This is a genomic window from Vibrio sp. SCSIO 43137 (assembly GCF_028201475.1).
In the GTDB taxonomy this organism is placed as follows: Bacteria; Pseudomonadota; Gammaproteobacteria; order Enterobacterales; family Vibrionaceae; genus Vibrio.
In genome coordinates, this window is record NZ_CP116384.1 from 448,252 (window position 1) to 474,754 (window position 26,503).

At 46.4% G+C, this 26,503-nt stretch carries 25 protein-coding genes and 1 pseudogene; 17 read left to right on the forward strand and 9 right to left on the reverse strand.

All coding sequences use genetic code 11. The features are described 5' to 3' along the window. The first annotated feature begins 223 nt into the window (after positions 1 to 223). The 8 genes from napF to PK654_RS17850 all read left to right on the forward strand — a co-directional run bounded on the left by napF (position 224) and on the right by PK654_RS17850 (position 6,673). Entirely contained in the window at positions 224 to 739 is a 516-nt protein-coding gene (gene napF, locus PK654_RS17815; RefSeq protein ID WP_271700415.1) for a ferredoxin-type protein NapF, read from the forward strand. Beyond that, on the forward strand, positions 723 to 974 hold the full coding sequence (locus PK654_RS17820; protein ID WP_271700417.1) for a chaperone NapD: 252 nt from the start codon (positions 723 to 725) through the stop codon (positions 972 to 974). Before napF ends, PK654_RS17820 begins: the two co-directional genes overlap by 17 nt. 10 nt (positions 975 to 984) lie before the next feature. Beyond that, positions 985 to 3,471, forward strand: a complete 2,487-nt coding sequence (gene napA, locus PK654_RS17825; RefSeq protein ID WP_271700418.1) for a nitrate reductase catalytic subunit NapA — start codon at positions 985 to 987, stop codon at positions 3,469 to 3,471. Positions 3,472 to 3,494: 23 nt separating this feature from the next. After that, positions 3,495 to 4,265 (forward strand): ferredoxin-type protein NapG, encoded by a 771-nt coding sequence (gene napG, locus PK654_RS17830; protein ID WP_271700420.1) that lies wholly within the window; start codon positions 3,495 to 3,497, stop codon positions 4,263 to 4,265. Then, positions 4,266 to 5,120: a quinol dehydrogenase ferredoxin subunit NapH gene (gene napH, locus PK654_RS17835; protein ID WP_271700421.1), complete on the forward strand. Its 855-nt coding sequence runs from the start codon at positions 4,266 to 4,268 to the stop codon at positions 5,118 to 5,120. Further along, positions 5,110 to 5,544, forward strand: coding sequence for a nitrate reductase cytochrome c-type subunit (locus tag PK654_RS17840; RefSeq protein ID WP_271700422.1), 435 nt, complete (start codon positions 5,110 to 5,112; stop codon positions 5,542 to 5,544). Before napH ends, PK654_RS17840 begins: the two co-directional genes overlap by 11 nt. 8 nt (positions 5,545 to 5,552) lie before the next feature. Continuing rightward, entirely contained in the window at positions 5,553 to 6,134 is a 582-nt protein-coding gene (napC, locus tag PK654_RS17845; RefSeq protein WP_271700423.1) for a cytochrome c-type protein NapC, read from the forward strand. A 221-nt stretch (positions 6,135 to 6,355) separates the two neighbouring features. Further along, complete coding sequence (locus PK654_RS17850) at positions 6,356 to 6,673, forward strand: hypothetical protein (protein ID WP_271700424.1); 318 nt, start codon at positions 6,356 to 6,358, stop codon at positions 6,671 to 6,673. On the opposite strand, the gene PK654_RS17855 is transcribed toward PK654_RS17850, so the two are convergent. Further along, positions 6,654 to 7,850 (reverse strand): diguanylate cyclase, encoded by a 1,197-nt coding sequence (locus PK654_RS17855; protein ID WP_271700425.1) that lies wholly within the window; start codon positions 7,848 to 7,850, stop codon positions 6,654 to 6,656. The genes PK654_RS17850 and PK654_RS17855 overlap by 20 nt on opposite strands. Before the next feature lie 295 nt (positions 7,851 to 8,145). Between PK654_RS17855 and PK654_RS17860 the strand changes: the two genes are divergently transcribed. Further along, a complete protein-coding gene (locus PK654_RS17860) occupies positions 8,146 to 10,506 on the forward strand; it encodes a Lon protease family protein (protein ID WP_271700426.1) in 2,361 nt (786 codons plus the stop codon). Positions 10,507 to 10,590: 84 nt separating this feature from the next. On the opposite strand, the gene PK654_RS17865 is transcribed toward PK654_RS17860, so the two are convergent. After that, positions 10,591 to 11,343 carry a flagellar brake protein gene (locus PK654_RS17865; RefSeq protein ID WP_443088761.1) on the reverse strand — a complete coding sequence of 251 codons (753 nt, stop codon included), beginning with the start codon at positions 11,341 to 11,343 and terminating at the stop codon, positions 10,591 to 10,593. Positions 11,344 to 11,693: 350 nt separating this feature from the next. Here PK654_RS17865 and PK654_RS17870 point away from each other — a divergent pair, with 350 nt between their 5' ends. Continuing rightward, entirely contained in the window at positions 11,694 to 12,656 is a 963-nt protein-coding gene (locus PK654_RS17870; RefSeq protein ID WP_271700427.1) for a sensor domain-containing diguanylate cyclase, read from the forward strand. Here the strand turns inward: PK654_RS17870 and PK654_RS17875 are convergent. The 3 genes from PK654_RS17875 to PK654_RS17885 form a co-directional block, all read right to left on the reverse strand. After that, entirely contained in the window at positions 12,649 to 13,647 is a 999-nt protein-coding gene (locus PK654_RS17875) for an endonuclease/exonuclease/phosphatase family protein (protein ID WP_271700428.1), read from the reverse strand. The two genes, PK654_RS17870 and PK654_RS17875, sit on opposite strands and share 8 nt — an antisense overlap. A 124-nt stretch (positions 13,648 to 13,771) precedes the next feature. Next, positions 13,772 to 15,454, reverse strand: coding sequence for a glycoside hydrolase family 13 protein (locus PK654_RS17880; RefSeq protein ID WP_271700429.1), 1,683 nt, complete (start codon positions 15,452 to 15,454; stop codon positions 13,772 to 13,774). 26 nt (positions 15,455 to 15,480) lie between these two features. Then, on the reverse strand, positions 15,481 to 16,533 hold the full coding sequence (locus PK654_RS17885; RefSeq protein ID WP_271700430.1) for a LacI family DNA-binding transcriptional regulator: 1,053 nt from the start codon (positions 16,531 to 16,533) through the stop codon (positions 15,481 to 15,483). A 280-nt stretch (positions 16,534 to 16,813) separates the two neighbouring features. Here PK654_RS17885 and PK654_RS17890 point away from each other — a divergent pair, with 280 nt between their 5' ends. From PK654_RS17890 to PK654_RS17915, 6 genes are all read left to right on the forward strand, one after another. Then, positions 16,814 to 18,163 carry an ABC transporter substrate-binding protein gene (locus PK654_RS17890; RefSeq protein ID WP_271700431.1) on the forward strand — a complete coding sequence of 450 codons (1,350 nt, stop codon included), beginning with the start codon at positions 16,814 to 16,816 and terminating at the stop codon, positions 18,161 to 18,163. 176 nt (positions 18,164 to 18,339) lie between these two features. After that, the gene (locus tag PK654_RS17895) at positions 18,340 to 19,350 is read left to right on the forward strand and encodes a carbohydrate ABC transporter permease (RefSeq protein ID WP_271700432.1); all 1,011 of its coding nucleotides are present in this window, start codon (positions 18,340 to 18,342) and stop codon (positions 19,348 to 19,350) included. Next, entirely contained in the window at positions 19,351 to 20,514 is a 1,164-nt protein-coding gene (locus PK654_RS17900; protein WP_271700433.1) for a carbohydrate ABC transporter permease, read from the forward strand. Positions 20,515 to 20,531: 17 nt separating this feature from the next. Then, the gene (locus PK654_RS17905; protein ID WP_271700434.1) at positions 20,532 to 21,623 is read left to right on the forward strand and encodes an ABC transporter ATP-binding protein; all 1,092 of its coding nucleotides are present in this window, start codon (positions 20,532 to 20,534) and stop codon (positions 21,621 to 21,623) included. Positions 21,624 to 21,716: 93 nt separating this feature from the next. Continuing rightward, positions 21,717 to 22,124 (forward strand): OsmC family protein, encoded by a 408-nt coding sequence (locus PK654_RS17910; protein WP_271700435.1) that lies wholly within the window; start codon positions 21,717 to 21,719, stop codon positions 22,122 to 22,124. Between the two features lie 114 nt (positions 22,125 to 22,238). Then, positions 22,239 to 22,730 (forward strand): DUF2850 domain-containing protein, encoded by a 492-nt coding sequence (locus PK654_RS17915; protein ID WP_271700436.1) that lies wholly within the window; start codon positions 22,239 to 22,241, stop codon positions 22,728 to 22,730. Between the two features lie 98 nt (positions 22,731 to 22,828). Here PK654_RS17915 and PK654_RS17920 read toward each other — a convergent pair. Together PK654_RS17920 and PK654_RS17925 are read right to left on the reverse strand one after the other, a co-directional pair. Then, positions 22,829 to 23,494 (reverse strand): annotated as a pseudogene (locus tag PK654_RS17920) (cation transporter); the annotation flags it as partial. Positions 23,495 to 23,676: 182 nt separating this feature from the next. Then, positions 23,677 to 24,555, reverse strand: a complete 879-nt coding sequence (locus PK654_RS17925) for a LysR family transcriptional regulator (protein ID WP_271700437.1) — start codon at positions 24,553 to 24,555, stop codon at positions 23,677 to 23,679. Positions 24,556 to 24,775: 220 nt separating this feature from the next. Here PK654_RS17925 and PK654_RS17930 point away from each other — a divergent pair, with 220 nt between their 5' ends. After that, a complete protein-coding gene (locus PK654_RS17930; RefSeq protein ID WP_271700438.1) occupies positions 24,776 to 25,351 on the forward strand; it encodes a class I SAM-dependent DNA methyltransferase in 576 nt (191 codons plus the stop codon). An 81-nt stretch (positions 25,352 to 25,432) separates the two neighbouring features. Here PK654_RS17930 and PK654_RS17935 read toward each other — a convergent pair whose 3' ends face one another. Together PK654_RS17935 and PK654_RS17940 are read right to left on the reverse strand one after the other, a co-directional pair. Then, positions 25,433 to 25,936, reverse strand: a complete 504-nt coding sequence (locus PK654_RS17935; protein ID WP_271700439.1) for a GNAT family N-acetyltransferase — start codon at positions 25,934 to 25,936, stop codon at positions 25,433 to 25,435. Positions 25,937 to 26,066: 130 nt separating this feature from the next. Beyond that, positions 26,067 to 26,327, reverse strand: a complete 261-nt coding sequence (locus PK654_RS17940) for a DUF1496 domain-containing protein (RefSeq protein ID WP_271700440.1) — start codon at positions 26,325 to 26,327, stop codon at positions 26,067 to 26,069. Positions 26,328 to 26,503 lie beyond the last annotated feature (176 nt).

Below are 26,503 nucleotides of genomic sequence, written 5' to 3' on the forward strand. Positions count from 1 at the left end.
CAGATTTATTTATTGTGTGAACTAAAGCCATCTCAAATATTGATCTAGCTCAATTCCATATCTTATTTAACCCTATCGGGGTATTTATTCGCTAACTACAAATCTTAGACTAAAGTTATTAACAATAAATAGAAAAATGATTAACTAAGTGAAAAAAAGAAGTTTTATTTTAAATCACTTAGCAAATTTTAATAAATAGTTTGTTTAGTTACCGAGGAAAACATTGGTTGATCTAGCACGACGCCGTTTGTTTAGCAGAGCACCGAAAGCACAAATTAGCACTGAAACTGCACAAAGGATGCCATGGCTTGTTGAAGAACAAGCTTTTATTGATGGTTGTACCCGTTGTGGTAAGTGCATGGAAGCTTGTGAAACCGCCATCATTTTTAAAGGTGAAGCAGGATTTCCTGAAGTCGACTTTAATTTGGGTGAGTGTACTTTTTGTGAAAAATGCGCGGATGTCTGCCCTGAACCCCTCTTCGTTCCTCGTACAGAAACTGCATGGAAACAGACCGTTGAGTTAGCTGATAACTGTTTGGCTCTGAACGGTGTTGATTGCCGGGTATGTGGTGAGATGTGTGACTACGCAGCCATAACTTTTAGATTGCAGATAGGTGGTGTAGCCAAACCTATTCTGCAGGAGAAAGAGTGTACGGGATGCGGTGCTTGTATTAAGCCGTGTCCTTCTAACGCAATAAAGATCAAAAAAGCAGGAAGTGAAAATGAGTTATCACGTTAGCAGTTTGGCAGTTCACGCTGCAGCTGACCAGCTCGAAACAGTAAAAGCCGCGATTGAAGCTATGCCGGGTACAGAAGTTCCCGGAACGAATGAAGTCGGCAAGCTGGTTGTGGTTATCGAAGGTGGTAGCCGTGACAGCCTCGCGGATCGTTTTGAAGAGATTAAACAATTGCCAGGGGTGCTAGCCGCAACTCTGGTTTTCCATCAAATGGATGAGCAAGTTGAGCTTGACTGAGGAAGCAAAAATGAGTGTCAGTAGACGAAGTTTCTTGAAGGCAAATGCAGCTGTTGCTGCGGCATCGGTAACGGGAGTTGTGCTTCCTACATCGATTGCTCAAGCAGCTGGAAAAGATAGTGAAGTACATTGGGACAAAGCGCCTTGCCGTTTCTGCGGTACGGGTTGTAGTGTTCTTGTAGGTACTCAAAATGGTCGCGTAGTGGCGTCTCAGGGTGACCCTGATGCACCAGTAAACCGTGGTCTGAACTGTATCAAGGGTTATTTCCTGCCTAAGATCATGTACGGACAAGACCGTTTGACTCAACCATTACTTCGTAAAACCAATGGTGTTTACGATAAAGAAGGTGAGTTCACTCCAGTAAGCTGGGATGAAGCCTTTGATGTAATGGCAGATAAATTTAAGACAGCACTGAAAGAGAAAGGCCCGACATCAGTAGGTATGTTCGGTTCTGGTCAGTGGACGGTATGGGAAGGTTATGCCGCTGCTAAGCTGTATAAAGCCGGTTTCCGTTCTAACAACATTGACCCGAATGCCCGTCACTGTATGGCATCTGCGGTAGTTGGTTTCGGCCGTACTTTCGGTATGGATGAGCCAATGGGTTGTTACGATGACCTTGAGAAAGCAGACGCGTTTGTGCTTTGGGGCTCAAACATGGCTGAGATGCACCCGATTCTGTGGTCGCGTCTGACTGACCGTCGTCTGTCTGATAAGAACGTACGTGTTGCGGTACTTTCTACTTATACGCACCGTTCATATGAGCTTGCGGATAACCCAATTATCTTTACTCCGCAAACCGACCTTGCCATTCTGAACTACATTGCTCACTACATTATTTCTAATAATAAAGTGAACAAAGACTTTATGGCTAAGCACGTTAATATCCGTGAAGGTGAAACGGATATCGGTTACGGCCTGCGTCCTACCCACCCGCTTGAGAAAGCGGCTAAGAACCCGGGTAGTAAGAAGTCTAAGCCAATGAGCTTTGAAGACTACGCTAAGTTCGTTTCTAAGTACGATGCTAAGTTCACTTCTGAGCTTTCAGGTGTGCCAATTGATCAGCTTGAAGAGCTGGCAGAAATGTATGCTGACCCTAAAGTGAAGGTGGTTTCTTACTGGACAATGGGCTTCAACCAGCACACCCGTGGTGTATGGGCAAACAACCTTGTTTATAACATCCACCTGCTAACCGGTAAGATCTCTAAGCCGGGCTGTGGTCCGTTCTCACTGACTGGTCAGCCATCAGCTTGTGGTACAGCACGTGAAGTAGGTACCTTTGCTCACCGTCTGCCTGCAGATATGGTGGTAATGAATCCTAAACACCGTGAAATGTGTGAGACCAAGTGGAACATCCCGGCTGGTACTATTCCGCCGAAACCAGGTTATCACGCTGTTCTTCAGGACCGTATGCTGAAAGACCGTAAGCTGAACGCTTACTGGGTGCAGTGTAACAACAACATGCAAGCTGGCCCTAACATTAATCAGGAACGTTATCCGGGCTACCGCGATCCAGCAAACTTTATTGTTGTATCTGATCCGTACCCAACAGTAACGGCTATGGCTGCTGACCTTATTCTTCCGACGGCAATGTGGGTAGAAAAAGAGGGTGCATATGGTAACGCAGAGCGTCGTACACAGTTCTGGCGTCAGCAAGTTTCTCCGCCGGGAGAAGCTAAGTCCGATATGTGGCAGGTGATTGAGTTCTCCAAACGCTTCAAAGTTGAAGAAGTATGGCCACAAGAGCTGATTGACAAGAAACCTGAACTGGCTGGTAAGACACTTTACGAAGTGCTGTTTGCCAACGGTGAAGTTGATAAGTACAGCCTTGATGAACTGGCAGACGGTCAGTTGAACGATGAGTCCCGTGATTTCGGCTACTACGTACAGAAAGGTCTGTTCGAAGAGTACGCCTACTTCGGTCGCGGCCACGCGCACGATTTAGCACCGTTCGATATGTATCACCAGGCACGTGGTCTTCGTTGGCCTGTGGTTGATGGTAAAGAGACACTATGGCGTTATGCAGAAGGCTATGACCCATATGTAAACAAAGGTGAAGAGTTCTCCTTCTACGGCAAGAAAGATAAGAAAGCGGTTATTTTCGCTCTTCCTTACGAGCCGGCAGCGGAATCACCAGATGAAGAGTATGACCTGTGGTTATGTACCGGTCGTGTTCTTGAGCACTGGCACACAGGCTCTATGACTCGTCGTGTACCTGAGTTGTACCGTTCGTTCCCGGATGCAGTGGTTTATATGCACCCGCTGGATGCGAAGAAACGCGGACTACGTCGTGGTGATGCAATTACGATTGCCTCTCGTCGTGGTGAAGTTACCAGCCACGTTGAAACCCGTGGACGTAACAAGGTGCCACAAGGTCTGGTCTATATGCCATTCTTTGATGCCGGTCAGTTGACTAACAAGCTAACCCTTGATGCAACGGATCCGCTATCGAAAGAGACCGACTTTAAGAAATGTGCTGTTAAGGTAAGCAAAGCTTAGTTGTTGTCAGGGAGCAGTGAAGAATGAAAATTTTACATTCTTTACCATCGGCCAGTAGAAGGCGTTTCATGCGGGACGCCCTTCGTACAGCAGTTGGGGTTGGTGCCGCAACGACAGTGCTTGGCCTGCAGACCAAACAGAGTAAAGCTGATACATCGGGCGTGCCTATTCGTCCGCCCGGTGCGCTGGCTGAAGATGAGTTTCTTAACTCATGTCTACGCTGTGGTTTGTGTGTTCAGGCATGCCCTTATGACACCTTGAAACTGGCGACAATGATCTCGCCGGTTGCAACAGGTACACCATATTTCACCGCGAGAAGTATTCCGTGTGAAATGTGTGAAGACATTCCTTGTGTAGTGGCCTGCCCGAGCGGCGCACTGGATAAGGAGTTAACCGATATAGATGACGCAAGGATGGGAACAGCCGTCCTTATTGACCACGAGACATGCCTGAACTGGCAGGGGTTGCGATGTGATGTTTGTTACCGGGTATGTCCGCTTATTGATGAAGCCATAACACTTGAGCCGATACGAAATCAGCGCACAGGTGTTCATGCCAGCTTTATACCGACCGTTAACTCGAGCAAATGTACGGGTTGCGGAAAGTGTGAAGAGGCGTGTGTGCTGGACCAGACTGCTATTAAAGTGGTTCCGACACAACTGGCAAAAGGTGAGCTTGGTCATCACTATCGCTTAGGCTGGGAAGAGAAAGCCAAGCATGGTGGCGAAAGCTTGATTCCAGAGCAGTTAACACTGCCGACCCGCAAGCCGGAAGGCTCTAAGGGAGGTTTGTAAATGGCTAAGAATCATGCAAAAGATGCCGGTAAAGACGCAAGAGAAAAGCTGGGTTGGTGGCATGCATACCGCTTTCTGATCCTGCGCCGTCTCTGTCAGTTATCGGTAATCGGTTTATTCATAATGGGCCCGACATGGGGAATTCTTGAAGGGAATTTGTCATCCAGTGAACTGCTGGGGACGATTCCGATGACAGACCCTCTGTTACTGCTCCAAACGATAGCAACGGGTTATTGGCCCGAAACAACAGCCATTTTAGGTGGTTTAATCGTCGCAGGGTTTTATGCGATTGCAGGACCGAGAATGTTCTGCGGTTGGATTTGCCCAATGAATCTGGTAACGGATCTCGCGGCATGGATACGAAGAAAAACAGGACTTAAGGCTAGCTACCAGTGGCCGTCATCATTGCGCTACTGGTTACTCGCCGCAATACTAGTGGGAAGTGCCGTATCAGGTACTCTGTTATGGACATGGTTAGATCCTGTCTCTGCACTACACCGGGGCATTGTCTTCGGAATGGGCGCAGGCTGGACCTTAATCTTACTGGTGTTCCTAATCGACCTGCTTCTGGTGGAGCATGCTTGGTGTGGTCACTTATGTCCTCTGGGCGCTACCTATGGAGTTATCGGTCGCTACAGTTTATTGCGAATTACTGCGACCAACAGGGAGCAGTGCAACAACTGTATGGATTGTTACAACGTATGTCCGGAACCGAAAATATTGAGACAACCGTTGAAGCAAGGCGACAGGAAAGTCATGAGTCAAGATTGCATTAGTTGCGGTCGCTGTATTGATGTCTGTGCTGAGAAGGTATTCGATTTTAGAATTAGAACTGGAGCTAAATATGAAGAGTAAGTTTGTCGTGTCTGCAATGCTGGCAGCTTTAGTAAGTACGGCAGCATTCGCCGAAGTGACATCACTTCGAGGCGATCAGGGTATAAACGAAAATAACGAAGTTGCAAAAATTAAGAAAGTACCAAAGAGTCAGGATAAGCTTGGGTTGGACTATGTACATCAGCCACCTCTTATTCCGCACGAAACTGGTCAGGTGCAGCTTAATCCGAGTAATAACGGTTGCTTAGAGTGTCACGACGTAAGTACTTACCGTAAAGCTGACGCACCTCGCGTAAGCCCGACTCACTATATGGATCGTGATAACAAAATACTGACAGAGGTTGCTCCTCGTCGTTACTTCTGCCTGCAGTGTCACGTGACTCAGGTAGATGCAAAACCACTGGTAGCAAACGAGTTCAAGCCAGCTGGTAAATTCGGTCAGTAGGGGGCGCTATGGGTATGATTAAACGCCTGTGGGCGTGGTTCAGCAAGCCGAGTCATTTGGCACTTGGTACGCTTTTAGTCATCGGATTTGTTGCTGGTATTGTCTTCTGGGGTGGTTTTAACACCGGTATGGAACTGTCAAACAGAGAAGAGTTCTGTATTGGCTGTCATGAAATGGAAGACAACGTGTACGAAGAGTACATCGGTACTATTCACTACACAAACCGCTCTGGTGTTCGTGCTACCTGTCCGGACTGTCACGTTCCTAAAGAGTGGGGACCAAAGATGGTTCGTAAGATCCAGGCGAGTAAAGAGCTTTGGGGTAAGCTGACAGGCAAAGTCGATACTAAGAAGAAATTCGAAGAACATCGATTTGAAATGGCCACCCGGGAGTGGGAGCGGATGAAGGCGAACAACTCTCAGGAGTGTCGTAACTGTCATAACTTTGAATATATGGATTACGTAGTTCAGAAGCCTGTAGCGGCTGAAATCCATGATAAAGCAGAAGATATGGGTCAGACTTGTATCGACTGTCACAAAGGTATTGCGCACCAGCTACCAAAAGGTCATGAGATCTCGAAAGAGCTATAACTCTCAAATCCTTAAGCTAAGTCCGGTAAGAGTGATCTTACCGGACTTTTTTTATGCTCAACTTCCGCCCGGTTTTAATATGTAAACAGCTTGTGATAAAGTTTTTTATGCCGGGTGTGACGATTCAAGGGATAGCCCACACTGTTACTTTACAGAAGATGACGGCTTGTCGCTTTTTTGTCTATAATTTACACAAGTATCAATACAGGGAGGGCAGTATCATGGCGGTTACAAGAATGCATACAGACCCGGGCAAACCGTATGATCCCAATAAGGAGCTCACTAATAATCAGCGTAAGCGTTATTCTGAAGTGGCTAATAAAGCTGAGGAGCGCAGAGAGCAGCGTGAGCTTTATAAAGCGGCACTGAACCCACATAAAACCAGGGCAGAAGCGATAGCCAGGGCAAAAGAAGAATTGCAAAAGCAGCAGAAGGCAAAGAGAAAACTGCCTGAAATGACCTTTCTCAGGGTATTGGCTTGGTCGATAACCTTAGGAGCGTTCTGGGTGTGGGTTCTGTTTATGTTTCCGAGCAATTAGCCGCTTTGTTATTCTCTTCCGGCCACTCATTCTGCGGGCGCACAACATTAAACTTAGCCACTTTCTCAGTAACAGCCATGTTCTGTGAAGACTGGTAAAAGCGGTAGCGGTTTTTACCTGACTTTTTCGCTTCATACATAGCTTTATCTGCGCAACGTATCAAATCTTCCAACTCTTCAGCATCCTGCTTATAAATAGCAACGCCGATACTAAATGTCAGATTAGAGTCGTAGTTTTCCTGCTTAAGGTCATCTTCAAACAGCTTATTAACTCTGTTTACGATAGCGCGAAGATCGTCCATCCGGGGAATATCGTACAACAGCAGCATAAACTCATCTCCGGCATAGCGGGCAACGGAGTAGTCCTGTTCATTGGTCTTTCTGTCTGTAGTACGCAGGTTGCGTGATAAACGGTTAGCGAAGTGCTGGAGAAGCTTATCACCCGTGTCGTGACCATAGGTGTCATTGATGGTCTTAAAGTTATCAATGTCGAGAAACAGTAAAGCAGTAATGGTATCGTTATCCTTCTGCTCCTGAAGTTTCTGTTTCGCCCAGGTTTCAAAGCTCCAGCGGTTAGCAAGGCCGGTCAATCTGTCGCGATAGGCTAGCTGGTCTATCCCTTCCTGATATAACCCCTGAAGATAATCTGTCGCCTTTCCGTAGTAATAGTTAGAAATCAGCCCGATAAAGCACATAACCGACAGGCTGAGAATAAAGCGATCGGCCGGTAAGCGGGAGTAAGTAAAGCTCACCCAGCTAAAGTTATTCAGGTAGAGATAAAGGGACGCAGAAAGCACAAATACAAGTGTGGTGATCAGGGCAGGCTTAAAGTCATTAACAATAATGATTCCGGCCAGAATAGGAAACACCCAGAACACAGTGCCGTCGGGGAAAACCAGATTAACCGTCGCGTTTAGCAACATGGCAATGTTGAACAGCGCAGGATGATGCTCTTTATATGGCTTAATGTAGAGATAAGCGAAGTAGACGGCACACATAGCGGCGCCTGCAAAATTGGTCAGGGCGAACAGTTCGCGCTCAAGAAACCAGTTAACAATGCCGTAGCCGAGCAAAAACACAACAGCAACAGAAGAAAAAGCCATACGGAACTTTTTTCTTCTGTCCTGGCTGATATCCGCCATATGTTCAAGATTGATTGCTGTGAGGCTCTGTCGCATTTTTTATTTGAGGTTATTAAGACGCGACTATTTTATCTGTTTAGTATAAAAAATGAACTGAAAACACAATATATAGTGTGATGAGCTTCACTAATACGGAAATAATTGGACTAATGTCACATTTGATCCTTTTCGTAAAAATGGATCAAAATTGATCAACTGGTTATCTTCTGTTCAGTTAGATGGTATTTCAACTTAAATCACTAAAAAATATAATAATTTCCACTACACTGAATTTAAGTCGCTAAATATTCCCGTTGTACAGAGGGAATAGATACCATTGGAGGGAGGTGATATGTCGATAGTCTCATTGAAACCGTCAGAGCTGTACCACGAAGCGGAACTTGAAAAACTTCCCTGTAAATCAACCAAAGAATTGGCTCCGATTGATGAAATTGTAGGACAAAATCGTGCGCAGAAAGCGGTTGAGTTCGCTATGTCAATTAAGGAGAAGGGTTACAATATTTACGCCATCGGCCGCAATGGTCTTGGCAAACGCACTATGATATTGAGATACCTTAACCGCCATAAGCATGAGGCTGAGTCGTTATATGACTGGTGCTACGTAGCCAACTTCGAAGATATCCGTACCCCTAAAGTGCTTAAGCTGCCATGCGGTATGGGCAGCAAGTTCCGTCAGGATATTGAAAAGCTAATGGTCAAGCTGGTCAAGGCGATCCCGCTGGCTTTCGATAACGAAATGTATTTTACCCGTGCTGAGAAGCTGAAAAGCCAACTGGCACAAAAACAGCAGGGTGAGCTGGAAATTATCAGCAAACAGGCAAAAGAGAAAGGTATCAGCCTGACCCTGACCACCCAGGGCGATTATCAGTTTATCGCCATGAACGGTGAAGAGCAGCATACCGAAGAGAGTTTTGACGAGTTATCGATTAAAGAGCAGGAGCAATTCGGTAAGAACATTGATGAGCTGGAGATTCAGTTACGCACCATGGTTCGTCAGCTTACCGAGTGGGAAGAAAAATACAGTGAAAAGATTCAGAAACTTAACGATGAAGTGACGCTGGAGGTTATTACCCACTTTATTAAAGAGCTTAAGAGCAAGTATGTCGGCTACGGAGCGATCAAAAAATATCTGACCGATCTGCAAAAAGATATCGTAGAGAACGTGGAGATATTTCTTGAAGAGAGCAACGAGCAGGGTGAAATAGCTTCTGCCGCTCTTGAGAAGAAACTGCCGCGCCGATACAAAATCAATGTGCTGGTGAGTCAGAAATCAGAGCAGTTTCCTGTGGTGGTGGAAGATAATCCCAACTACCACTCGTTGTTTGGTTATACGGAAACGGCGACTTTCAAAGGTACTGTGTTTACCGATTTCTCACTGATCCGCTCAGGCAGCCTGCACAAAGCCAATGGTGGTGTGCTGCTGATGGACGCGATTAAAGTTCTGGAACAACCTTATGTCTGGGATGGTCTGAAAAGGGCACTGCGTTCGCGCCAGTTAAGCCTGACGTCGCTGGAGAAGGAGCTGACCCTGACTGGTGCCGTTTCACTGGATCCGGAACCTATTCCGCTGGATGTAAAAATTATTCTGTTTGGTGATTACCGCACTTATCAGTTGTTGCAGCATTACGATCCTGAATTTAAAGAGCTCTTCCGTGTTACTGCCGACTTTGAAGATGAAATGACGCGTACGCCGGACTCAGAGCTGCACTATGCCCGCTTTATCTCCAGTATTGTTCACGAAGCCAATATGCTGCACTGTGACCGTAAGGCAATAAGCCGGATTATCGAACACAGTTCCCGTATTGCCGGTGATCAGAATAAGCTGTCCCTGCATTCAGCCCATATTGCAAATTTGCTGCGTGAATCTAACTATGTGGCAAAAGGAGCCCGTTCTAATCTTATTCGTGCCAGCCATGTGGAACAGGCGCTGAATAATCAGCAGATGCGGGTGGGCAAGTTGCAGGACGATGTGATGGAGAGCTTTCATAACGGAACCACTCTGATCCATACCAGCGGGGAGGCTATTGGTCAGGTTAATGCCCTGTCAGTATTGAGTACCAGCGATCATATGTTTGGTGCTCCCAATCGAATTACTGCCACAACCAGCTATGGCGAAGGTGAGGTGATCGATATCGAGCGCAATGTTGACCTTGGGGGAAGCATCCATTCGAAAGGCGTATTAATTTTATCCGCCTATATCGCCTCTGTATTTGGTAAAACCGCTAAGATACCTCTTACCACCAATATCACCTTTGAGCAGTCCTATGGCGGCGTGGATGGTGACAGTGCCAGTATGGCTGAGCTGTGTGCCGTGGTGTCTGCTTTTTCCAAACAGCCAAACCGGCAGGACATCGCCATTACCGGTTCAATGAATCAGTTCGGTGAGTCTCAGCCCATTGGCGGAGTGAACGAAAAAATCGAAGGCTTCTTTGATGTCTGCACTATTAAAGGAAGAAGCTCTGCACAGGGAGTGATTATTCCGCGTTCCAACAGCCATAACCTGATGCTGAGAAAAGATATCGTTAAAGCCGTAGAGAAGGGTGAGTTTAACATCTGGGCCATTGATCATGTATCAGAGGCAATTGAGCTGTTTACCGGCAAACCGGCAGGTGTAGCCAGTGAAGAGGGAAGTTATCCGATTAATACCATATTTGGTATTGCTCAGGCTAAGTTGAATGCTTTACGCAAGTAAAGCCACCAGAGGTAAGTTATTAAATAAACTAAGGGGCTGGTATAAAACCAGCCCCTTATCTATTTCTGCTATATAACTGAAAAATCAGAATTTCAACGCCAGCTTAACACCATCAAACTTAAGGTGGCCCAGAATAGTTTTAACGTTGGTTTCACCCGCTTCATCAAACTTCAGGCCATACTTGGCGTAATGCATTGACGATTGCAAATTACAGACGGTACCTGATATAGGCATAAGTTCTGCTTTTGAGTTTGCCGGGGTTCTGACATGGATAGTGAGGTGGTCTCCCACATCAAAATGCTTGGCCAGTGGGCTGGTGATAAAGCGGCATCCGCCTTTTGATAAGTCGCGGATTTCGCACTCTATCTTCATCTTCTCTGTTACCGCCATTGCACTAAGATTAACATCGTATCTCGGCTCTTTACGCAGTTGGTTTATCTTCATCCGGCTGGGGATGGAGATCATTACCAGAGGAACCGGCTCCTGCAAAATATGCATAATCTGGCTGCGGAAGTAGATAAGCGCCCCTTCACCTTTCTGGGAGATAGCGCGGACATTCATCCAGAAGCCTTCCTGAAAGAAGAACTCAAAATCGTCGTCAGAAATTTCAGGAACTTCCAGAAGAATAAGATTATCGGAGTGGCTTCCGATAAATTTGGTTTTTCCGAGATAGCGAATACCAACAGGCGTGGTTAAATTGATGGTAAGTTCACTGCCGTGACTGACCATATCAATGGCATCCGTGCTATTGATGGTACTCTCTGTTCCGTTTACAGGAGGTTCGCTCTTTACATCAATCCTGTGTTCGCGTTTTAGTACGCTTGAGTTGGCGTTCACCACTGACTCCCGAAGGTATGTTGTGTTGTTTATAAGAATTCGCTTTTATTATAACTAACAGATGTTACCCATAATGATTATGTATGCAAGCAATGGATGTATACGTTATATCAATAATGATAGCTGATTCTCTATTTTTTGATTATTTACTCTATATCAGACAGCGGATAGCTTCTGTCCCGCAATGGTTCTCTTACCAGCAATTATAAAATTGTTATTAACTTCAGATTAATAGGATAATATCCGGCAGAAAATTTGATTTAGATCAGGAATTGATATTTAAATTAGCAACTTGACTGTTCAAATGATAACCTCATGTTCAACTAGGAACTAGATGCATATCGGAACAAATGGATGCCACGTTAAATCAGTTATCTGATCAATTTATTGGTGACTCAGAAAGCATATTTAATGCAATGCCGGAACCTGCCTTTCTTTTGAGCGGGAATGGTGTCTATTTGAACGCATTTGGTGGTAAAGATAGTCAACGTTACCACGACCCCTCTGTATTAATCGGAAAATCCCTGTTCGATATATTTCTGCCCGAATCGGCTAATCAGTTTTTGCACTCTGTGCAAAAGGTCATTGAAACCGGCATCCCGATTACCCATGAATACCAACTAGACGCCAGTACCGTCAGCGTGTTTCAGGATCTGGATGGCCCTGCTGGTATGCGTTACTTTGAAGGTTATCTGAGCAGGGTTGAAGGAAAGAACAACCAGTATGCCGTGTTATGGACAGCACGTTGTATCACCGCCTATAAAGATGTGGTTGAGAAGTTAACAGAGCAGAAAAGCCAATTAAAATCCGTCTCTCAGCGAGACCATCTGACCGGGGTATATAACCGGGTTGCCCTTGAAAATATTCTGCCGGGTCTGCTGAAACAGGCCTGTCGTTCTCATAAAAGCGTGACGGCTTTTATGGTGGATATTGATTTCTTTAAGCAGCTCAATGAAAAGTTCGGCCATATTGAAGGTGACAGGGCACTAGTCCGGCTGGGTAATATTCTTAAACAGCATTTCTCTTCTGATTGTCACTGCTTCCGTTATGGCGGTGATGAGTTTCTGGTGATTCTTACCGGTTATAGTCTGGAGCATGTACAGATTATTGCTGAGAACTTTCGTAAAGCGGTCCATAAGGCTTCAATCCCCAACCCGGATTCACCGGTAACCCCTCATCTGACCGTTACTGTAGGGGTTTACTATAATCCGTCGCCGTCTGATCAGCTCTGTCTGGAAGAGTTGATTTATCTGGCTGATAAAGCGTTATTTAATGCTAAATCGGATAATAAAAACACGGTATTTATTATTTAATCTGCACAACCGCTGATACCAGTGCATGATCGCTGGCGATATGATCTCCGGCTTCAAAACTTGGGTTGATCAGGTGTTTATCTGTGACCTCAATATCGATAACTGAAAGCAAACCTCCGTTATCCTTATCATTATCATTATAAAATTCCTGACTGAGCAGAATATAATCAAGCACATTCCCTAATGAGCCGTAATAATGGGTCGCCTGCCTTGACCATGCCAGATTAGACATATCCAGTTGCCGGCAGTACAGCTCCCAGCTATCAAACAGATGCAGAGTCGCTAAGTCCTGAAAATCTGCCTGTTCAACAGCGGAGATAAGGTTGGCAAACTCACTACAGGGAATGACCTGATTAAAGTCGCCAAGTAGTATGCATGGCCTCTGGTGTAACGCCTTTATCTTTTTCATTTCCAGCAAAAGAACATTTGCTTCAAGTCCCCTTTGCATAGCAGAAAGCCAGCTTCCAATCTGTCTGTACTCTTCTCCTGCGGCAACCGCGTTGTCATCAGGCCGCTGAGACTTAAAGTGCACCACATAGAAGTCGACCAGCCCCAGTTGGGGAACACGGACAGTGACATGAAGGGGACGACGGCTGAATTCAAACTCAGCAGTCACTAAGCCGTTTTTAATCAGTTCTTCAGGCACAGACAACAATTCTGCCTGTTCAATAGGGTAACGGGAAGCAATCGCGACCGGAGGGCGGGAGCAGATGTACTCGTGTTCTGTATGGGGCAGATCAAGGCAGCGGAACTCGTTATAGCCGAGAGTTTGCATCTGCTGCTCAAGAGCGTGAAAACTGAATACTTCCTGAAAGGCGATAATATCGCTATTTAACTGAGTAAGAGTGTCCGATAACCAGCTCTGTTTTTTACGCCATTCATCATTAGTGTAGATATTTTCCGACTCATAGGCAGAAAAGGGCGGCTGCACGTAATTAAACAAATTACATGTGGTTATCTTAAGGTTGTAACTGGCTGGCTTAATACTCAAGGCGGACTCTTTACTCTGCGATTCAATAGCTTAAGCATATGCCGTAATAAGAAAAATGTTTAGAAAAAACAAACGCCGGCAGAAAATGAATTCCTGCCGGCGCTTTTTTACTGCCCTTATCGGCTTAACTCACATCAAAAATGCATGCCTGATAAGGCTGAAGCTCCAGCTTGTTTAGTGATGAAACGGCTTGCGGGTAGTTATTTATCACCGTTTTGTTCAGATCAAAACCATAGCTACGCTGCTGATGTTCAGCAGTGAAGTTAGCTACAACCAATAAAGTTTTCTCTCCACTTCGGCGCAAATAGGCATATACCTTGCTATCTTCACTGTCCAGAAGCTGATGTTTACCATAAACAATGGTATCACCATACTCATCACTCTTACGCAGGGCGATCAGTTTTCTGTAATGATGGAATACCGAGTTATCATCGCCTCTGGCCTGCTCTGCATTAATCTCCGGGTAGTTTTCGTTTACTGCCAGCCAAGGTGTGCCTGTGGTAAATCCGGCGTTATCACTGCTGTCCCACTGTACAGGCACTCTGGCATGGTCGCGGGAGAAGAAGTTAAGAAATGCTAAAGCTTCCTGCTCTGATACCCCTCTTTCCAGCATCTTCTTGTAGTGGAAATGAGCCATCAGATCATCAAACTCATCGATAGAGGAGAAGTGCTTGTTGGTCATCCCCAACTCCTCACCCTGATAAATATAAGGCGTGCCACTCATCATATGCAGAACAGTACCGAGCATTTTGGCACTTAGTATGCGCTTTTCACCTTTGTCATCACCGTAGCGGGAAACCGGTCGCGGCTGATCATGGTTACTCCAGTACAGGCTGTTCCAGCCCTTATTATGTAGATCGTCCTGCCATTTCGACATAATGGACTTGAACTGAATCAGATCGAACGGTTTTTTCACCGCATTATGTTCTTCACGGTCGATACTCACGTGTTCGAACTGGAAAATCATACTGATCTCATTACGGGCAGGATTAGAGTAGTACTGGCCATCCAGAGTGGTGGTAAATGGGGTTTCACCTACTGTCAGCACATCATAATGGGAAAGCACCTTCTCGTGCATTTCACGCAGATACTGGTGAACCAACAGATTATTTGACCAGTGCTCCCAGCCGGCTACCCCCGAATCAAAGATAGTGGCATCGGGGAAGTCCGACGGTTTGCCTATCATATTGATCACATCCATGCGGAAACCGCCCAGCCCTTTTTTGAGCCAGAAATGCATCATATCGTAGATGGCTTCACGTACTTCCGGGTTAGCCCAGTTCAGATCCGGTTGTTCTTTAGCGAACAGGTGACAGTAGTACTGGCCGGTTGTGTCATCCTTAGTCCATGCCTTAGGGGTAAAGAATGATTCCCAGTTATTGGGCTCACTTCCGTCCTGTTTAGGGTCTTTCCAGATATACCAGTCGCGTTTAGGGTTATCTATGCTGCTTTTTGATTCAATAAACCAAGGGTGCTGATCAGAGGTGTGGTTAGCCACCAGATCCATTACGATTTTAATACCGCGTTTATCGGCTTCGCTGATCAGCTTGTCCATGTCCGCCATGGTACCGAACTCGGGGGCGATAGCGCAGTAATCAGAAATATCGTAACCATTGTCATTCATTGGTGACTGGTAAACCGGGCTAAGCCAGATAACGTTAGCCCCTAATTGCTGAATATGATCCAGTTTCTCAATAATGCCGGGAATATCACCGACGCCATCACCGTTAGAATCGTTAAAGCTACGGGGATAAATCTGATAGACAACGGCGTCGTGCCACCAACGTTTTTCCAGTTGTTTAGTCATGTTACTGACTCCTTTAGCAAGCATGTTTAAGGCTCTAATGAGCTGCTTTGTCTGATAATAATTTCTTCTTTAAGCTGTACGGACTGGTAAGGCAACTGGCCAAGGGCAATATTGGCGGCAGTGCGGCCTTTCTCAATCAAAGGCTGGCGCACCGTAGTTAGGCCGTAGCTCTCTGCCTGAGCAATACCGTCGAAGCCAACGATCTTCAGTTGCTCTGGTACTTTAAGTCCCAGCTCTCTGGCTGCATCCATAGCAGCAAGGGCAATACGGTCACTCATACAGAGTAGAACATCCACAGGTTCCGGAGCAGTGAGTGCTCCCCGTAATACCGCTTTCATTGCTTCGTGTTCCAGATGGTGGATCTGCCATACATGCTGAGTTGCCAGCTCAATACCAACCTCCGCCATGGCTCTTTTATAGCCATCTAAGCGTCGTCTGGAGATACTCTCTTCTGCGTTATACAGATTGTTGAAGTGACTGAAAGATAGGGCGTTGGATGGCTCCAGTCTTAGTCCGAGAATCAGTGGTTTTTGCTGCGGGCTGGTCAGTACATGAGAGGCTACTTTGTAGGCTGACTCTTCATTATTAATGGAAACCGAAGGGGTTTTAGCAAGATCAAAGTCGACAGTGACCAAAGGTTTTCCCTGACGTTGCAAACGTTCCAGAACACCAGTATCTGCCGGTTTACCATAAACAATAAAACTGTCGGGAATGGTTTCAGCCTGAGTGGCCTGATAGTTCTCTGAGTTTGATGGCAACAACAGCATATTGACATGCTGGGCATCCAGAACTTCTGAGATGCCAGCCAGAAACTCTGTGGCAACAGGATCGGTAAAGTTATAAGAGAGGTTGTCAGCCAGAAGCACACCGATAACCCCGGTTTTACCTGTTCGCAGGCTCCGGGCCGTCAGGCTTGGTCCTGTGTAGCCCAGCTCCTGACACTGCTCCAGTATTTTTGTTTTCAGCGCTGCAGATAACTGATCCGGACGGTTGAACGCATTGGAAACCGTTGCGGTGGATACCCCAAGCTTGCTGGCGACGTCCTTCAGGGTAGGTTTCTTAGTCGGGTTCCGGTTCATGTTATTACGTCCTGATTATTACAGCAGAGAAAAGTCTTGACTGAATTCTAGAACGATTAAGTAAAGTTAAGAAGAAGGCCGTTAAGTAAAATTAATAAGAATTTGCACTGGTTCAAAAAAACGAGCAAATAACGCTCGATAATATGATCTAATCAACATATATAGGCAGATTATTGGTCGAAAAGAGAAAAGGATACTAAGGTGGCTATATGGACTTAACCGATTAAGTCCGACGTGAAGCGACAGAACTAAAATTGAGAAATACATGGAGTTCGAACTGATGAAAACTACCCTTCTTACCAGTGCTGTAGCGGCGGCGATTATCTCCTCCTCCGCAATGGCTGCTGATCTGAAATACGCTCCGGGCGAAGATAGCCGTTTTAACTGGCAAAGCTACGAAGCGCTAAAAAATGTTGACCTGAAAGGTGAGACCATCACCATCAGCGGTCCTTGGTTAGGTCCGGATAAGGCACTGATTGAAAGTGTTATCGCGTATTTTGAAGAGGCTACCGGTGCAGACGTTCAGTATGCAGGTTCAGACTCTTTCGAAACTCAGATTGTGATCGACGTTCAGGCGGGTAGTGCGCCGAACATTGCTATCTTCCCGCAACCGGGACTGGCAGCCGATTTAGCTTCTAAAGGCTTCCTGACACCACTAAAAGGTGACTGGAAATCGTGGATCAAAGACAACTACGCAGCCGGCTCATCCTGGGTTGATCTGGGTACCTTTGCAAACAAACAAGGCAAAGAAGACCTATACGGTTTCTTCTATAAAGTGGACCTGAAATCTCTGGTCTGGTATGTGCCTGAAAACTTTGAAGATGCCGGCTATGAAGTGCCTGAGACGATGGAAGAGCTGAAAGCCCTGACCAAGCAGATGGTGAAAGACGGCGAAACACCTTGGTGTATCGGTCTGGGAAGTGGCGGCGCAACTGGCTGGCCGGCAACGGACTGGGTTGAAGATCTGATGCTGCGTACTCAGTCTCCTGCTGATTATGATGCATGGACTAAGAACGACCTTAAGTTTGATGATCCTAAAGTGGTTAAAGCCATCGATGAGTTTGGCTGGTTCCTTCAGGATAAATACGTAGATGGCGGTTCCCGTGCCGTTGCTGCAACAGACTTCCGTGACAGCCCGAAAGGCATGTTCTCATCGCCGGCTAAGTGTTATATGCACCGTCAGGCTTCCTTTATTCCTAGCTTCTTCCCAGAGGGAACCGTGCTGGGCGAAGATGCTGACTTCTTCTACTTCCCTGCTTACGAGAGCAAAGATCTGGGTAAACCGGTTCTGGGTGCAGGTACTATCTGGAGTATCACTAACGACTCTAAAGGTGCACAGGAATTCCTTAAGTTCCTTCGCTCACCAATTGCACACGAAGTATGGATGGCTCAGTCTGGCTTCCTGACTCCGTTCAAGGGGGCAAATCTGGATGCGTATGCAAATGAATCCCTGAAGAAACAGGGTCAGATCCTGCTGAACGCAACAACCTTCCGCTTTGACGGTTCTGATCTGATGCCGGGTAAGATCGGTGCAGGTTCATTCTGGACAGGTATGGTTGACTACAGTGGCGGTAAATCGTCCAAGCAGGTTGCTAAAGATATCCAGAAAACCTGGGATGCTCTGAAGTAATTATTCTTCAGAATTAAATAACTGCTCTTATTTGTGCTACAGATTTTGTCAAAGTGACGCATATTTAGGAATCGTTATTTAGTCAACAGCTACCCGGTCTGATTTCGTCCGGGTAGCTGAAAATAAATAACCCCCGATTTATTGCTTGAACAATTTTAGGTCTTTGTGAGGTTTTCATGGAGCAACTTTACTACTCCCTCTTTATCATGATCCTCGGTGTTGTAGGTTGTGTCGTTTATTTTATAGGGAGTAATTTTTTACTTTCTCTTATTTTTCCCACCCGTGGTGTCTCAAATGAAACCAGAGCCAGAAATATCAGCAGGGCAGCATCGATTCGTCCGTGGCTGTTTCTTGGCCCTGCGCTGAGTTTCCTTGGTCTCTATCTGGTTTATCCGATTTTCGATTCCTTTTCACTCTCCCTGCACGACAGAACAGGGGAAGTCTTTATCGGCGCAGATAACTATATCTGGCTGTTTAAAGATAAAGAGTTTCAGGAATCCTTACTAAATAACCTGCTTTGGCTTCTGGTTGTGCCGGCGGCATCAACCTTCTTTGGTCTGGTGATCGCTGCCATGACGGACAAAGTAAGCTGGGGCAATATCGCCAAAAGTATGGTGTTTATGCCGATGGCCATCTCCTTTATCGGTGCATCTATTATCTGGAAGTTTGTCTACGACTACCGTGCAGAAGGCTCTGAACAGATAGGTTTGTTAAATGCAGTGGTGGAAGCTTTTGGTGGCACGCCTCAGGCGTGGATAGCGGTTCCCTTCTGGAATAACTTCTTCCTGATGGTGATTCTGATCTGGATTCAGACCGGTTTTGCTATGGTCATTCTTTCTGCGGCATTGCGTGGTATACCGGAAGAGACAGTAGAAGCGGCGGTTCTGGATGGCGCAAACGGCGTGCAGATCTTCTTTAAAATTCTGATTCCGCAGATCTGGGGAACCATTGCTGTGGTGTGGACCACCATTACTATCACAGTACTTAAGGTGTTCGATATCGTACTGGCAATGACCAATGGTCAGTGGAACTCGCAGGTACTGGCAAATATGATGTTTGACTGGATGTTCCGGGGCGGTGGTGACTTTGGCCGTGGTGCCGCAATCGCGGTAATTATTATGGTGGCGGTAATTCCGGTAATGGTATGGAACATTAGTCAGGCCAACAAACAGATGGAGGGGCGCTAGATGTCAGGTGCGACTTTTGGTTTAAGTAAATTAAGGCGCTCTCCGCTGACGATTCTGGTTCACCTCTCGGTGCTGTTGATCGTAATTTTGTGGACGCTGCCGACAGCGGGGCTGTTGATCTCCTCGTTCCGTGATAAAGAACAACTGGCTGTATCGGGTTGGTGGACATCACTGTCTGCCTCTCAGCAAAACCTGATTGCCCGCACAGAACATCCGGACACGCAGATCGAAAAAGATGGCGTGTTTGTACTGCAAGGTAAACTGGGTGAAGCGGGCGAAGAGATTGTTGTGATTAAGTTTGGTGCCTCTTCCAAAGCGCCTACTCAGTTTATGCCGGGTGATACCGCGCCAATGCGCAAGGGCGGCACACTAACCGTTAGCGAAGATGGTCACTATGTAATGACCTCTCCCGAGCCCTTTAAAGGCTCGCGTGGCAAACGGATATTCTACACCTCAGAAGTTCCGCCTAAGTTTGGGTTAGATAACTACTATGAAGTGCTAACAGCCGAAGGTATTGGTCAGTCGTTTATTAACTCACTGACGGTGACCATTCCGGCTACTGTGATTCCAATTCTTATCGCTGCATTTGCTGCTTACGCTCTTTCGTGGATGCGTATGCCGGGCAGACCCTTGCTGATCGCTCTGGTTGTCGGCTTACTGGTTGTGCCGCTGCAAATGTCGTTAATCCCTCTGCTTCGTTTGTATAACGACGTAGGTGCTTTCTTTGGTGTCGGTGCAAAAACCTATCTCGGCATCTGGCTGGCTCATACCGGCTTTGGTCTGCCGCTGGCGATCTACCTGCTGCGTAACTATATCGCCGGTCTGCCGCGTGAAATTATCGAGTCGGCAAGGGTAGACGGAGCAACAGATTTTGAAATCTTTATGCGTATCGTACTGCCGCTGTCATTCCCGGCGCTGGCATCATTCGCCATCTTCCAGTTCCTCTGGGTATGGAACGATCTGCTGGTGGCAACCGTATTCTTAGGTAATGGCGAAAGTGAACTGGTACTAACCGGCCGACTAAGAGAACTGCTTGGTTCCCGTGGTGGTAACTGGGAAATCTTAACCGCATCGGCATTTGTATCTATTGCTGTGCCTTTAGCCGTATTCTTTAGCCTGCAGCGTTATCTGGTTCGTGGCCTGCTATCAGGCTCAGTGAAATAATTTAAGAGAAGAATTCAATGACTGGTTTGAAATTAACAAATGTAAAAAAAGCTTACGGAGAGACAGAGGTTCTTCACGGGATTGATCTGGATATCGATGTTGGTGAATTTATTGTCTTTGTTGGTCCGTCGGGTTGTGGTAAATCGACTCTGCTGAGAATGATCGCCGGGCTGGAAGAGATAACAAGTGGTGATCTGGAAATTGAGGGTGCAAGGGTCAATGACCTGCCTGCCGCCATGCGTGGTATCGCCATGGTTTTCCAGACTTATGCTCTTTATCCGCATATGACGGTCTATGACAATATGGCGTTTGCCATGCGTATTGCCAAAGAGTCAAAAGAGGAGATCCACAGCCGGGTAACGGCAGCGGCGGAGATGCTGCAACTGACTCCTTATCTGGATCGATTGCCTAAGGCGCTTTCCGGTGGTCAGCGTCAGCGTGTGGCCATCGGCCGCGCTATTGTGCGTAATCCTAAGGTGTTCCTGTTTGATGAGCCATTGTCGAATCTTGATGCGGCGCTTAGGGTACAAACCCGTATTGAGATTGCTAACCTGAAAGAGAAGATGGATCAGACAACCATGATCTATGTAACCCATGATCAGGTTGAAGCCATGACACTGGCGGACAGAATCGTCGTCTTGTCTGCCGGCCGCATTGAGCAGGTGGGTACACCTCTGGAGCTTTATACCAATCCGGCCAATATCTTTGTGGCCCGCTTTATCGGCTCACCGGCAATGAATATTTTGCCTGCTGAGCTGGTAGGCGGCGGTGAGCAGGGTAAGGTTCGCTTCTCTAACGGCCATATGGCAGAGTTTCCGTTCCCGTGCCCTGAATCACTCACTGGTGATGCAGTGCAGGTAGGTGTTCGTCCTGAAGATTTCCAGCTGGCCGAAGAGGCAGATGCCTTTATCTCCGGTAATGTACTGTTTGTGGAATCTTTGGGTGAAGTGACGCTTTTACATATCGATGTTGCGGACCACGAAGAGCCTGTTGTGGCTAAGATTCCGGGCATTATCGATCTGCACAAGGGTGAGCAGGTATTCCTGAAAGCGGAACCTGAGAAGATTCACCTGTTTAATAGCGAAGGGGTATCGGTTAAGTATTTATAACTGCTCTGGAAACGGCTATAGTTTGTCACACTAAAGTATATAGGGAAGCATATAGCTTCCCTTTTTATATAATAAGCAAAAATAGGAAGTAACATGAAAGCCGAAGTTCAATGGGTAGAAGATCTTAAGTTTAACGGGTTATCTCAGTCCGGTCATTCTGTAGTGATGGACGGTAACGGCGGAGAAACCGCACCTAGCCCGATGGAAATGGTACTGATGGCAGCGGGCGGTTGTAGCTCAGTTGATGTTGTGGATGGGCTAAAACAAGCTGGTCAAAAGGTAACGGGTTGTACCGCATCACTAACAACTGAAAGAAGGGAAACCGCACCGCGTATCTTTACCTCCGTAAATATTCACTTTACCGTTAGCGGTGAAAATATTGATCCAGAAGTGGTTGCTAAAGTGACGGAAGACTCTCTGACAAAGTATTGCTCTGTCTGTCTTATGCTGGGTGAAGGGGTAACCATGACCCATAGCTGGGATATTGAACCAGCCTCATAACGTGTAGTTATCAGTAAAACTACTTGTATTAACTGCAACGATAAATGCATATACTGATGTCTAAGTTAACTTCCTGAGCTAGGCTTAGGATAGAAGGTAGACATAGAGAAACAGATGGCACCCGTTGTTCAAAACAAAAAAAACAGCCGTAGTAATGCACGTAAGCAGGAGAAGAAAATCTCCCGTGGTATGTATACCTGGCTGTTTCTGCTTACGGTAGTGACTGTTGCCGGTACTTATATAGGTATTGTCAGCTACCGTGAACATGTTGATCCTATAAGGGTTTACGGCAAGTGGACAGAGATTGGCGGCCCGGAATGGGCGCGGGATGAATTTATTCTCAGCGTTGACGGGGTAATGAAAGATAACCGCTATCTTGCCACCTCATTCACCTTCGACGGCAATGTTGTTGCCTATCGTACTGGCGACCAGTTAATAGAGCTACAGGTGTTCGGTAACGATGATGAACGCCTGCGCCGGGTTACCGGTGGTGGCCACGCTACCTCTTTTATCAAGGAAGGCTTTGAACATACCCTGCCAAAACAAGAAAACGTCGGTCCCGCCAGACGGGTCTCACTGGCTGAGCACTTCCAGAGTAAAAAGTGATAGAGTATTTAAATAGAAACAGGGCTGCAGTTGCAGCCCTGTTTCTATGTTACTTTTCCATTCCGTCAGGCTACTTCCCTGAACTTGCCATCGGCTTTACTGACAGCCAGCAGTTCACTGACAGACTCAGTCACCATATCCAATGGTACTTTAATAAAGTAGGCGGAAATCAGGCACATCATTAGCGGGTCGGCGTAAACCGCTAAGTAGGCAAATGGGGTGAAGTTAAGTACAAATGCAACAACAAAGCCCAAAGTTACTGCCACGCTCAACAAGGTATCCATTTTCCACTGTTTGGCTTCAGCTTCAACAAGAGGAGAAGTACGATTGCTGCTCTGTTTTACGATATACCACCAGGTAAAACCGCAGCCAAGCACATTTGCTATGCCAAATAGCGAAGCGATAGAGATATCGATTTCCCGTCCGCCGGTAAACAGGGCTATCACGGCAGAATGAAGAGAGACCGCCACAACCAGTAAAATGACCGCGCCTTTCAGGGCTATAACCAAGGGTTCCAGTCTGGGTTTGGCGTCTGGGTGTGTCAGAAAGTAACGGGAAACCACTAGAGAGAGCAGGGTAAGCAGCAGGCTGACAAGGGAGTAAAACCCGTCAAACAGAATGACCAGCGAATCAGCCATTATGCCTAAAATCAGCCCGCCAAGAGCAAAGGCGAGTGCTAAAAGAGCAGAGACGGCAAGGATGCGAGTTTCCTTGTGGTTACTTTTCTCTTGGTTATGTTCTGATTTGCTGTGGCTGACTGGCATAAAATATTCCGCTTAAAACCTGTCATTAATATTGACAATCAGCCGGCGAGTTACCAGTTAAAACTGGTTTGTAACTAACGGATTTATTTAGTCTGGTTTAAATATTCTTCACTTTTTCATAGGGATAAGTGGCATATTAATCTGTCATAAAAAGTGACACTCAGTGATTGGCAAGAGTAGGGTCAGAAGTCGAACAGAAAATCACTAAGCTGATCCGTCAGCCATTCCATACGCGGATCTTCCGCCATTCCGGCGGCGGTAAACATGCAGTAATCTTCCTGAGTTAAACCATAAGTATGCTTAATAACGGCCAGTTGTTCTTTTCTCAGATAATGACGGATCAGCGGTTCGGGCAGTACGCCCCATGCTTCTTCTGACAATATGGTGTTTAGCATATAGTCGAAGCTGGAAAAGCCGATATATTTCAGTGAGAAGGGTTGCAGCTCCGGATTATCCTTCTCATTCAGGTAAACCATAGAAGCTTGCATATGGTTACGTAGAACTTCGTCGGACACTCTGCGCATACGGCTAAGGGGGTGGCCCGCCTTACAAACGGACATCATGCGGATTTTACCCAGTGGCTGAAAGGTGATTCTCGGGTCGTCAATACGCTCATAATCGACGCCAAAAGCGAAGTCGACCTGACGGGTCTCCACTAAATTGGCCAGATCACCACTGGAGGCGAGCACAATATTAAAGGACGTGGCCGGAAAGCGGTTGTTTAACTGATGAGCAAGATCCTGCCAGAACTCGTCGGGCAAAGAGTCATCCCGCGCTATCCACACTTCGGCATTAAATTCGCCGCTGACATGGCTGCAGGTCTGTTTAATCCGGGCAAAGGTGACCAGCAAGCTTTCGCAATCCTTAAACACGGCTTTACCAGCCTCGGAAAGGCTGACATGGTTGCCGCTACGCTCAAAAAGGGTAACGCCCAGCTCCTTTTCCAGCGCTTTTATTGCCATACTGAGTTTGGTGCGGTTGCACTCAAGCTGACGGGCAGCCTCAGAAACTGAGCCCGTTTCTGCGACTTTACAGAAGGCTTCAATATGGGAAAGGTTCATCGCTACTCCGCACGGAAAAGTGGCACCAACACAGCCGGATTAGTTTCCGGTTAACCTTGTAAGAGTACTTGATTCTACTCATATTTAACACGCATAAGGTGAACTAAGTGGGGTTCACAGAAAAAAATGGCAAAAGATAGCGATTAGAGCGTGAAGCCCGTTGGTAATTTGTTTACCATATGTCGTGCAGTTGACCAAAAGGAAGTATTACGGAGGCCAAATGGCTCATAATTGGGATGAAGACGCAGCGAAGTGGGAAAGCAATCAAGCCACGGGTGAATTTGCCGAGCAGGCATTTGCTCAACTTACTAAGCTGATTAATCTGTCTGGAAAGAGAGTTATTGATTTCGGTTGCGGAACCGGCCTGCTAAGTCAGAAGATATCGCCGCTGGCAAAAGAGATAGTGGCACTGGACAGCTCAGAACTTATGATAGAAGAGCTGGACAAAAAAATGCTGATTAATGTTGAACCTGTTGTTGACCAACTAACCCGAGGCTTAATAGCGCAGCACCCGGCATTCAGGGGGCAGTTTGACTGTGTAGTTGCCTCATCTGTGTGTGGGTTTCTGGAGGATTATCAGGAAGCGGCCACTCTGGTTTATTCATTGCTGGAAGAGGATGGCATGTTTGTCCACTGGGACTGGCTGGCATCAGAAGGCGAAGAAGGGTTAACGGAAAAACAGGCAAAGAAAACCCTAACTAAGGCCGGGTTTAACTCGGTGGCAATATCTGTTCCTTTTGAGATTACCAGCGAACAAGGTACGCTGAAGGTGCTAATGGCGGTAGGTCAGAAGTAACACAAGGCATAAATTGCCGTACGACCCAGAATTCAAAAAGCACGCTGTTTAGCGTGCTTTTTTACCTCTCTCATTTATCTTTTACTTCTCGCGCTTATAGAGATGGGTAACAGGTTGTTGCTCCGTTTGCGGCTGCTTTTTAACAAAGTGAAAACCAAGCTTGTTAAGTAGCTGAATACTGGCTTGGTTGTCAAAAGTGGTAGTGGCTAGCAAAGTAGAGACTTCTAACTCATTTTCTGCAAAATCTATGGTTGCCTTAGCCGCTTCATAGGCGAAGCCTTGGCCTGTAAAGCGATTAAGATAGCCGTAGCCGATATCCGGATGGGGCAGGTTATCCCTTTGCAGCAGGCCACAGATGCCAATGGCTTCCCCTTGGTGCTCTACAGCAAACAGTCCCATTCCCGGGGACTCATACAGGGGCAACAAGTTGTCCTGAATAAACTTATCTGCATCCTGTTCATTTTTAATCCCGCGATCACCGATATACCGGATAAACGCTTCTGAGCTATAAAGCCGGAAGATAAACTGCCTGTCTTGCTGTGTCAGCCTGCGAAATTGTAATCTTTGAGTCTGTTTGGGGATCACGCCATTGCCTCATGCCTTGTTTTATTGGCAGAGTAGCAGGTCAATCCTACTGTCACAATATTAACCAGTGTTTGTCAGTTTCTGGCTAAGCTGAGCCGGCATGGCAGAGAATGGCAGGTTGTTACAATAACTAGTTTTGCGTTGTGTAATCCAATGGGTACCACTTAAGCTTGCCGTTTGTCTCATAGCTGTTTTCCGCTTTACAGATCATATAGTAGTCACCCACTTTCAGAATGGCACCGAGGGAATAGGCTCTGTCTTCGTAGTAGCAAACCCGCTGGAACAGGCTTGAGTCTACTTTAACTTCTACGTTAGGTGTCGGGGTTGACACAACATTGGCGTGCAACACTGCAGGAGCACATAACAGGCTTAGCAAAATCGCTCTAATCATTTCTCTATTCGCTCACTTAAAAGATTTAAAAGCTCTACAAGACAAAGTATAGATGATACCCGTTGTAAGCTAAGCCTCAAACAGAAAAGAAAAACAGAGATAAAAAGCGAGTTGCAGGGAACTATTTTGTTATTTGATAAATAGCTCAATAGTGGTGTTATCATCTGCCCAAACGA

Excerpts from the sequence above, each read along its gene's own strand:
- PK654_RS17820 (WP_271700417.1), top strand. The coding sequence starts at position 723 with ATGAGTTATCACGTTAGCAGTTTGGCAGTTCACGCTGCAGCTGACCAG.
- napA (WP_271700418.1), top strand. The coding sequence starts at position 985 with ATGAGTGTCAGTAGACGAAGTTTCTTGAAGGCAAATGCAGCTGTTGCT.
- napG (WP_271700420.1), top strand. The coding sequence starts at position 3,495 with ATGAAAATTTTACATTCTTTACCATCGGCCAGTAGAAGGCGTTTCATG.
- napH (WP_271700421.1), top strand. The coding sequence starts at position 4,266 with ATGGCTAAGAATCATGCAAAAGATGCCGGTAAAGACGCAAGAGAAAAG.
- PK654_RS17840 (WP_271700422.1), top strand. The coding sequence starts at position 5,110 with ATGAAGAGTAAGTTTGTCGTGTCTGCAATGCTGGCAGCTTTAGTAAGT.
- napC (WP_271700423.1), top strand. The coding sequence starts at position 5,553 with ATGGGTATGATTAAACGCCTGTGGGCGTGGTTCAGCAAGCCGAGTCAT.
- PK654_RS17850 (WP_271700424.1), top strand. The coding sequence starts at position 6,356 with ATGGCGGTTACAAGAATGCATACAGACCCGGGCAAACCGTATGATCCC.
- PK654_RS17855 (WP_271700425.1), bottom strand. The coding sequence starts at position 7,850 with ATGCGACAGAGCCTCACAGCAATCAATCTTGAACATATGGCGGATATC.
- PK654_RS17860 (WP_271700426.1), top strand. The coding sequence starts at position 8,146 with ATGTCGATAGTCTCATTGAAACCGTCAGAGCTGTACCACGAAGCGGAA.
- PK654_RS17870 (WP_271700427.1), top strand. The coding sequence starts at position 11,694 with ATGGATGCCACGTTAAATCAGTTATCTGATCAATTTATTGGTGACTCA.
- PK654_RS17880 (WP_271700429.1), bottom strand. The coding sequence starts at position 15,454 with ATGACTAAACAACTGGAAAAACGTTGGTGGCACGACGCCGTTGTCTAT.
- PK654_RS17885 (WP_271700430.1), bottom strand. The coding sequence starts at position 16,533 with ATGAACCGGAACCCGACTAAGAAACCTACCCTGAAGGACGTCGCCAGC.
- PK654_RS17890 (WP_271700431.1), top strand. The coding sequence starts at position 16,814 with ATGAAAACTACCCTTCTTACCAGTGCTGTAGCGGCGGCGATTATCTCC.
- PK654_RS17895 (WP_271700432.1), top strand. The coding sequence starts at position 18,340 with ATGGAGCAACTTTACTACTCCCTCTTTATCATGATCCTCGGTGTTGTA.
- PK654_RS17900 (WP_271700433.1), top strand. The coding sequence starts at position 19,351 with ATGTCAGGTGCGACTTTTGGTTTAAGTAAATTAAGGCGCTCTCCGCTG.
- PK654_RS17905 (WP_271700434.1), top strand. The coding sequence starts at position 20,532 with ATGACTGGTTTGAAATTAACAAATGTAAAAAAAGCTTACGGAGAGACA.
- PK654_RS17910 (WP_271700435.1), top strand. The coding sequence starts at position 21,717 with ATGAAAGCCGAAGTTCAATGGGTAGAAGATCTTAAGTTTAACGGGTTA.
- PK654_RS17915 (WP_271700436.1), top strand. The coding sequence starts at position 22,239 with ATGGCACCCGTTGTTCAAAACAAAAAAAACAGCCGTAGTAATGCACGT.
- PK654_RS17925 (WP_271700437.1), bottom strand. The coding sequence starts at position 24,555 with ATGAACCTTTCCCATATTGAAGCCTTCTGTAAAGTCGCAGAAACGGGC.
- PK654_RS17930 (WP_271700438.1), top strand. The coding sequence starts at position 24,776 with ATGGCTCATAATTGGGATGAAGACGCAGCGAAGTGGGAAAGCAATCAA.
- PK654_RS17940 (WP_271700440.1), bottom strand. The coding sequence starts at position 26,327 with ATGATTAGAGCGATTTTGCTAAGCCTGTTATGTGCTCCTGCAGTGTTG.